We start from the raw sequence: 7,499 nt of genomic DNA on the forward strand, positions 1-7,499 counted from the left end.
TATGCGTACTGGAAAGGTTATTCGTGAAACCAAGGAAACATCCATTGATCTTACCATCAGCCTGGATGGCAAGGGGGTTTCAGATATTGATACCGGTATAGGATTTTTTGATCATATGCTTACCCTGTTTGCCAGTCACGGTCGTATGGACCTTGTGGTAGGCTGCAATGGGGATATTCATGTGGATGGCCACCACACCGTGGAGGATATTGGTATCGCTTTGGGAGAGGCATTTAAACAGGCTTTGGGAGACAAGAGGGGAATCACCAGATATGGTACGGTGTTCGTTCCTATGGATGAGTCCCTGGTGATGGTTTCCCTTGATATAAGTGGCAGGGCCTTTTTGGCTTATGATGCCGGTGGTCCTATGGCGCCGATGATCGGGACATATGATACAGAACTGACAGAGGAATTCCTTCGGGCCTTTGCCTTTAACGCGGGAATTACCCTCCATGTCAAGGTGATGTATGGCAGCAATTCCCATCACCGGGTAGAGGGAATTTTCAAGGCACTGGGCCGTGCCCTGCGGGCGGCAGTGAAAATTGATGCTGAAACAGCGGAGGAAATCCCTTCAACAAAGGGCGTTCTTTGATGGGGAGGGAGCTTCATGATTGCTATAATTGATTATGGGGTAGGCAACCTTTTCAGTGTGGAAAAGGCCTTTTCCCAATATACAGACGATGTTATGGTGACCGATGACAGGTCATTGATTGAAAAGGCAGACAAGCTTGTACTGCCGGGGGTTGGAGATTTCGGCGCCTGTATGGATAATTTTCAGGCTTCAGGATTGTGTCCTGCAGTTATGGACAGGATAGCTGCCGGAACTCCTCTCTTTGGGATTTGTGTAGGATTGCAGATACTCTTTGAGGGCAGTGAGGAATCCCCGGATGCAAAGGGCTTGGGGGTTTTTAAGGGCAAGGTCAGGAAAATTCATGCACCTGGACTGAAGGTGCCTCATATGGGCTGGAATTCTGTGGAGTTTGCCCAAGACGGTCTTCCTTTTTTTGAGGGACTGCCTGCAAATCCATTTTTTTATTTCGTTCACAGCTACCACGCTGTGCCTGATGATGAATCCATTATTGCTGCTACTGTGGAATATGGTGAACAACTCACGGCCGCCGTATACAAGGACAATGTTATGGCAACCCAGTTTCATCCAGAGAAATCCGGTGATGTGGGGCTGATGGTGATAAAAAACTTTATTGACTGGAAGTGTGACTGAATGCTGATTTTTCCTGCTATAGATATTCGTGGAGGTAAGGCGGTCCGCCTGTATAAGGGGGATTTTTCCCAGGAAACTGTTTTTGGTGAGCCGGAGGAAATGGCGGCCAAGTGGGAAGGCCTTGGGGGCGAATTCCTGCATCTGGTGGATCTGGATGGAGCCAGAGCCGGTAAATCCATCAATTTGGAAGTAGTAAAAAAAATAATTGACCGGGTGAATATTCCCGTGGAGCTGGGCGGAGGCATCCGTACCATGGAGAATATCGATGAAGTCCTGGGGATGGGAGTCCGGAGGGTTATTTTGGGCTCTGTTGCCGCCAGGAATCCTGAGCTGGTAAAAGAGGCCTGTGCCAAATACGGTGAAAGGATTGTTGTAGGCATTGATGCCAAGGATGGTATAGTGGCTGTGGATGGCTGGGAGGCCTCAGGCAATGTGAGCGCCGTGGTCTTGGCCGGAGAGATGGCCAGGGCCGGTGTCCGTACTATTATTTATACTGATATATCCAGGGATGGCACCCTGGAGGGAGTCAATGTGGAGGCAACGGCAGAGCTGGCACGAAAGAGCGGTATCAAGGTGGTGGCCTCAGGTGGTGTTAAATCCATTGAAGATATTAAAGCACTGCTGCCTTATGAAAAGGATGGTATAGAAGGGGTTATTGTGGGTAAATCCATATACACAGGAACCCTTGATTTGGCGGAGGCTGTCAAAGTCGCGTCTAAGGGGGCCTAGGATATGTATACAAAAAGGATTATTCCCTGTCTGGATGTAAAGAATGGTCGCGTGGTGAAGGGGACCAACTTTGTTGGCCTTCGTGATGCAGGTGATCCGGTGGAGCTGGCCCACCGTTACGATGTGGAACGGTGTGATGAACTGATTTTTTTGGATATCACGGCTTCAAATGAACAGAGGGACACCATTGTGCAGGTGGCCAGGGACTGTGCCTCCAAGGTGTTTATACCTTTTACAATTGGTGGGGGCATCAGAACCACTGAGGATATGCGAAAAATGCTGAAGGCCGGGGCTGATAAAATATCTTTAAATACCGCAGCTGTCAAAAATCCTGATATAATAAAGCAGGGAGCTGATATATTTGGCCGCCAGTGCATCGTTTTGGCTGTGGATGCCAGGAAAGCCGGTGAAGACAAGTGGGAAGTGTATGTCAATGGAGGCCGTACTCCTACCGGTATAGATGTTCTTGACTGGGTAAAAAGAGGAACTGAGCTTGGGGCCGGTGAAATACTGCTTACCAGCATGGATGCAGATGGCACCAAGGATGGCTATGATATTCCACTTACCAGGGCAGTATCCGAGGCGGTGGATGTACCGGTAATTGCTTCCGGTGGTGCCGGAAAGCTGGAGCATTTTTACGATGTCCTTTCCCAGGGAAAGGCAGATGCCGTATTGGCGGCATCGGTATTTCATTACGGGCAGTTTACTGTCCGGCAGGTCAAGGATTATCTAAAATCCAGAGGTATTGAAGTAAGATTATGATATATGCTTTTCTGTGAAGAATTGGCATGTATTGAAATGGGGGGAAACACTATGATAGATATTTCGATGATTAACTTTGATGAAAAGGGCCTTGTGCCAGCCATTGTTCAGGAGGAAAATGGTCAGGTGTTGATGATGGCATATATGAATGCCGAATCTCTCCAGAAGACCATAGAGACGCGGACTACCTGGTTTTGGAGCCGCAGCCGCAAGGGCCTTTGGAACAAGGGCGCAACCTCCGGCAATATACAGGAGGTAAAGGACCTGTTTTATGATTGTGATGGTGACACCCTGCTGGTAATAGTTCATCAGAAGGGCAGCGGGGCCTGTCATACAGGTACGTATTCCTGCTTCAGTGGCCGCAGGCTTTTGAAAAACGACAAGGCCCTGGCGGTGATTGAGCAGGACGAGGACAACAAGCTGGCCAATATACTAAATGAGCTCTATGATGTTATCAAGGACCGTCAGCTGAATCCAAGGGAAGGCTCCTATACAAATTACCTTTTTGAAAAGGGCCAGGACAAGATTTTGAAGAAGGTTGGGGAGGAAGCAGTGGAGACTGTTATTGCCTCCAAAAACAATGATAAAAATGAAATCATTTATGAAATGGGCGATTTGTGGTACCACTGTCTTGTGCTTCTGGCGTACCACAATATAAAACCTGAGGAAATATTCTGTGAACTATTTAATCGGCATAATGGTGGTAACTACCATCATTTCACGGGTAAGACAGGTATTCGTCCGGTAGATTGATAATCTGATATGTATTTGAAATGCCCGGTCTTTGGTATATAATATAACTATAATGTTATGCTAAGGTCTGGGCATTTATTATGCACTTTATAGAATCAAAGATGTTTGAAAGGCTGGATATTTATTCATGTATAAGGATTTATTCAATGAATTGCGGGAAGCTGCCCTGGTGAAAAACAACCTGGACACCCGCAAGATGAATCATGAACCGGTACCCATACCACAAAAGCCATATCCAAAGGGATCAAAGCTGATTATGTTGCCGGAGCCTGATTTTTTGGAGGACAGGGAAATCAGCTTCCTGGAGTTGATGGAGCTTCGTTCCACAGTCAGAGAGTACTGTGACAGACCGCTGACCATGAAGGAACTGTCGTTTCTACTTTGGTGTACCCAGGGGGTCAAAATGGTGCTTCCTGCCGGCACAACCAAGCGGACTGTACCTTCTGCCGGTGGCCGAAATGCCCTGGAAACATATCTGTATATCGACAAGGTGGAGGAGCTTCCCCCGGGGCTGTACAGATTTTTAGCATTTGAGCACGCATTACTGCCTGTTGATACTGAGGATGGTGTCAAGGCAAGATTGCGGCCGGGATTTAATAAGATGAACATGTACGATGCCAGTGCTGTTACCTTTATGTGGACTGCAGTACTGGACCGTATGGATTATGCCTTTGGGGCCAGGTCTCTGCAATACATTTTTTTGGATGCAGGACATGTCTGCCAGAATCTTTATCTGGCAAGCTATACCCAGAATATAGGCTGCTGTGCTGTTGGACACTTCAATGATGTGGAGCTCAATAAAGAGCTGGGACTCGATGGCAAGGAAGAATTTGTTGTTTATGCTGCCCATGTAGGCAAGATAAAATAAAAAAGGGATGATTAATAATGTCACAAAACATTAGAGAGTTGTCAATATATGCGCCGATGTCCGGAAAGGTTATAGCTTTGACAGAGGTGCCTGATAAGACTTTTTCTGAAAAAACCTTGGGAGACGGTGTGGCCATTATTCCTGATGAGGGATTGCTTTTCAGTCCGGTCAATGGATTTATATCTGCCATAGCGGAAGCCAAGCATGCCATTGGCTTTCAGACTGATACCGGATTGAATATCCTGGTACATGTGGGACTGGAAGCACATGATGTGACCAGGGAGACTACTACTATCCATGTAAAGGATGGCCAGCGGGTTCAGGCCGGAGACCTGGTAGCTGAGTACAATTTGGAGGCATTAAAGGAAAAGGGCTTTAATACCATTACGCCTGTTGTGCTGATAAGTGAAATGGACGATAAAAATGAAATTAAGCCTAGTGCCGGGCAGGTAACAGCCGGAGCCGGTGAGATTTTTAAGGTCGTTGAGATAGTGGAGCAGGAGGATGAAAATACTGAAGCCACTGACGACAATAGTGCTGCAGATGAGGTTCAGGAGGAATCAGCAGAGGAAAGTCCTCAGGAATCCCTGATAGAGAGACTAAAAAGGGAAACTGTAGAATTTATCAGTGAACCTGGGAACCTGGCCAAGCTGGGCATAATGTTTGTCACCATTGTAATTGTTCTGGCAGCAATATTTGTAGCTTTGGGGCTATATATTGGCGGCAAGCAATAAAAAGGCAGTACATGACCTCCGCCCCTGCAGGTGGGTGTGAGGTAAATCATAAGATTACTTCAGGGGTGGTTATCTCCGGCAAATGGAGGTAATCACTTTTGGTGTGGGACGAGTTTTTTTATTGGTGAGGTATGGGATGGAGCTGGATAAGGACATTCAATTTTTAAAGGGAATAGGGCCCAAGAAGGCACAGCTCCTGAAGAAGCTGGGGATATGCAGGATATATGATTTGCTCACTCATTTTCCAAGGGCTTATGAGGATCAAAGCAGTGTTACGGCTATTGCCGACCTGGTACCAGGGGAAAAGGCTACTATTGCCGGGGTTATTACGGCCCTGCAGGAAAGACATGCTGCCCGTAGGCGGATGTCGATATTAACGGCCATGGTGAGTGACGGAACAGGTTTTTTACAGGTGACCTGGTTCAACCAGAAGTTTTTAAAGCCAAAGCTAAAGCCTGGCAAGACATTGTTTGCTACCGGCAAGGTGGAATATGCCTATGGCGGTCAGGGACAATATGCCATGAGTCAGATGTCTTCCTTTGAGATAATGGAGGATAAGGACAATATTGATGGCCAGCTGGCAATTCTCCCGGTATATCCAACCACCGAAGCACTCAATCAGAAGTTTTTCCGTAAGACTGTCCGGCAGCTGCTGGATTCCATAAAGTGTATTCCTGAGGTCATCCCGGAGAATATAGTCCGCCGTTACAGGCTGATATCGAGGGGTGATGCCTTCAGGGGCATCCATTTTCCCGAGGATTTTGGGATGGTGAAGCTGGCCAGGAGGCGTCTGGCCTTTGAGGAGCTGTATCTGATTCAGTGCGGGCTCATGGTGCTGAAAAAGCATACCCAAAATAAAAAACAGGGTGTGAGACACGGGTCAAATGGTTACATGGTAAATGAGCTGATGGCTTCATTACCCTTCAGTCTTACCGGTGACCAGAGCAAGGCCTGGAATGATATCTGTAACGATATGGAGCTCATGGTACCGATGCGTCGCCTGGTGCAGGGGGATGTTGGCTCCGGCAAAACCGTGATTGCAATGCTGGCCCTGGTGAAAACCGTCGAAAATGGCTATCAGGGAGCTTTGATGGCCCCTACGGAAATCCTGGCACGACAACATTATGAGGGCTTTATAAAACAACTGGAGCCACTGAATATCAAGGTGGCTCTTTTATCCGGCAGGCTTACTAAGGCAAAGCGGGAAAAGATATACGAACAACTGGCCAATCATGAAATTGATATAGTAATAGGCACCCATGCACTGATACAGGAAGGCGTGTCCTTTGCCAAGCTGGGACTGGTGGTAACAGATGAGCAGCACCGCTTTGGCATAAGTCAGCGGGCCAAGCTGGAAAAAAAGGGGACCATGATGCCTGATGTACTGGTAATGACTGCTACACCAATTCCCCGCACCATGACACTGACGGTATATGGAGATCTGGATGTTTCCATTATTCGCGAGATGCCACCAGGACGGAAACCGGTGCGAACCTTTGTGAGGACGCCTGACCGGCGGGAACTGATATACAAGTTCATGAAGGAAGAAATTGGCAGGGGAAGGCAAGGATATGTGGTATGCCCTTTGATTGCCGACAATGAGGAAAGCAGCCTGATGTCGGCGGAGGCAGTGTATGATGAGCTGACTCATGGAATTTTCCGGGATGTTAGCTGCGGCCTTGTCCATGGCAAGCTGAAGCAGAAGGAAAAAGAAGATATAATGCAGGATTTCTATGAGGGGCGGATACGCCTGCTGGTGGCAACAACGGTAATCGAGGTCGGGGTCAATGTGCCCAATGCCAGCATGATGGTCATAGAGAATGCCCAGCAGTTCGGATTGGCACAGCTTCATCAGCTACGGGGACGAATTGGTCGTGGTGAATACAGTTCATACTGTGTGCTGGTGGCTGATGGCAGATCTGAGGTCGCCATTGAGAGAATGCAGATAATGGAAAATACGGCCGATGGCTTTGTGCTGGCAGAGGAAGACCTGAAGCTTCGTGGTCCGGGGCAGTTTTTTGGCTCCATGCAGCATGGCCTGCCGGATCTGAAAATTGCCGATGTACTGCAGGATATAGATATCCTGCTGGACGCCCGCAGGGCGGCCCTGGAAACCATGGAAAACAAAGTGGAGCTTGACTATGTGCTACCGATATTGGAGCTGCAGTACAGGGAGCATTTCCAAAATATTACGGATACTTAGGGGTAGGTATGGTTTTGCCCGGATTTATGTGATATAATATCCTTGGATTTTCACAAAGTAAAGCGTAAAAGAATGAAAGTAAATGTCAGGATTTTTATACAGGTGGTGTATTTATGGTAAATCCCAAGCTAAAGGATGAATTGAATGATCAGCTTTGCGAAGCCGTATTAAAATTGGAATCCCTGGAGGAATGCTATCAGTTTTTTGAGGATATATGTACTATCAGTG

At 47.5% G+C, this 7,499-nt stretch carries 9 protein-coding genes; all 9 read left to right on the forward strand.

What is annotated here, in order from left to right; translation table 11 throughout:
• The first annotated feature begins 1 nt into the window (after nt 1).
• Entirely contained in the window at nt 2-592 is a 591-nt protein-coding gene (hisB, locus tag K6C05_RS02750; RefSeq protein ID WP_296730944.1) for an imidazoleglycerol-phosphate dehydratase HisB, read from the forward strand.
• A 15-nt stretch (nt 593-607) separates the two neighbouring features.
• Complete coding sequence (gene hisH / locus K6C05_RS02755) at nt 608-1,222, forward strand: imidazole glycerol phosphate synthase subunit HisH (RefSeq protein WP_296730946.1); 615 nt, start codon at nt 608-610, stop codon at nt 1,220-1,222.
• The gene (hisA, locus tag K6C05_RS02760) at nt 1,223-1,951 is read left to right on the forward strand and encodes a 1-(5-phosphoribosyl)-5-[(5-phosphoribosylamino)methylideneamino]imidazole-4-carboxamide isomerase (RefSeq protein ID WP_296730947.1); all 729 of its coding nucleotides are present in this window, start codon (nt 1,223-1,225) and stop codon (nt 1,949-1,951) included. It begins immediately after the preceding gene.
• A gap of 3 nt (nt 1,952-1,954) precedes the next feature.
• Entirely contained in the window at nt 1,955-2,713 is a 759-nt protein-coding gene (hisF, locus tag K6C05_RS02765; RefSeq protein WP_296730948.1) for an imidazole glycerol phosphate synthase subunit HisF, read from the forward strand.
• Between the two features lie 51 nt (nt 2,714-2,764).
• On the forward strand, nt 2,765-3,466 hold the full coding sequence (gene hisIE / locus K6C05_RS02770; protein ID WP_296730950.1) for a bifunctional phosphoribosyl-AMP cyclohydrolase/phosphoribosyl-ATP diphosphatase HisIE: 702 nt from the start codon (nt 2,765-2,767) through the stop codon (nt 3,464-3,466).
• 127 nt (nt 3,467-3,593) lie between these two features.
• Nucleotides 3,594-4,334 (forward strand): SagB/ThcOx family dehydrogenase, encoded by a 741-nt coding sequence (locus K6C05_RS02775; protein WP_296730952.1) that lies wholly within the window; start codon nt 3,594-3,596, stop codon nt 4,332-4,334.
• A gap of 17 nt (nt 4,335-4,351) precedes the next feature.
• Entirely contained in the window at nt 4,352-5,068 is a 717-nt protein-coding gene (locus K6C05_RS02780) for a glucose PTS transporter subunit IIA (RefSeq protein ID WP_296730954.1), read from the forward strand.
• Between the two features lie 136 nt (nt 5,069-5,204).
• Nucleotides 5,205-7,271: an ATP-dependent DNA helicase RecG gene (gene recG, locus K6C05_RS02785; RefSeq protein WP_296730955.1), complete on the forward strand. Its 2,067-nt coding sequence runs from the start codon at nt 5,205-5,207 to the stop codon at nt 7,269-7,271.
• 113 nt (nt 7,272-7,384) lie between these two features.
• Nucleotides 7,385-7,499: YerC/YecD family TrpR-related protein (locus K6C05_RS02790; protein WP_296730956.1), on the forward strand; the 115-nt coding region annotated here is incomplete at its 3' end.

Origin of the sequence: Anaerovibrio sp. (assembly GCF_024697385.1) — a bacterium.
Classification (GTDB): Bacteria; Bacillota; Negativicutes; order Selenomonadales; family Selenomonadaceae; genus Anaerovibrio.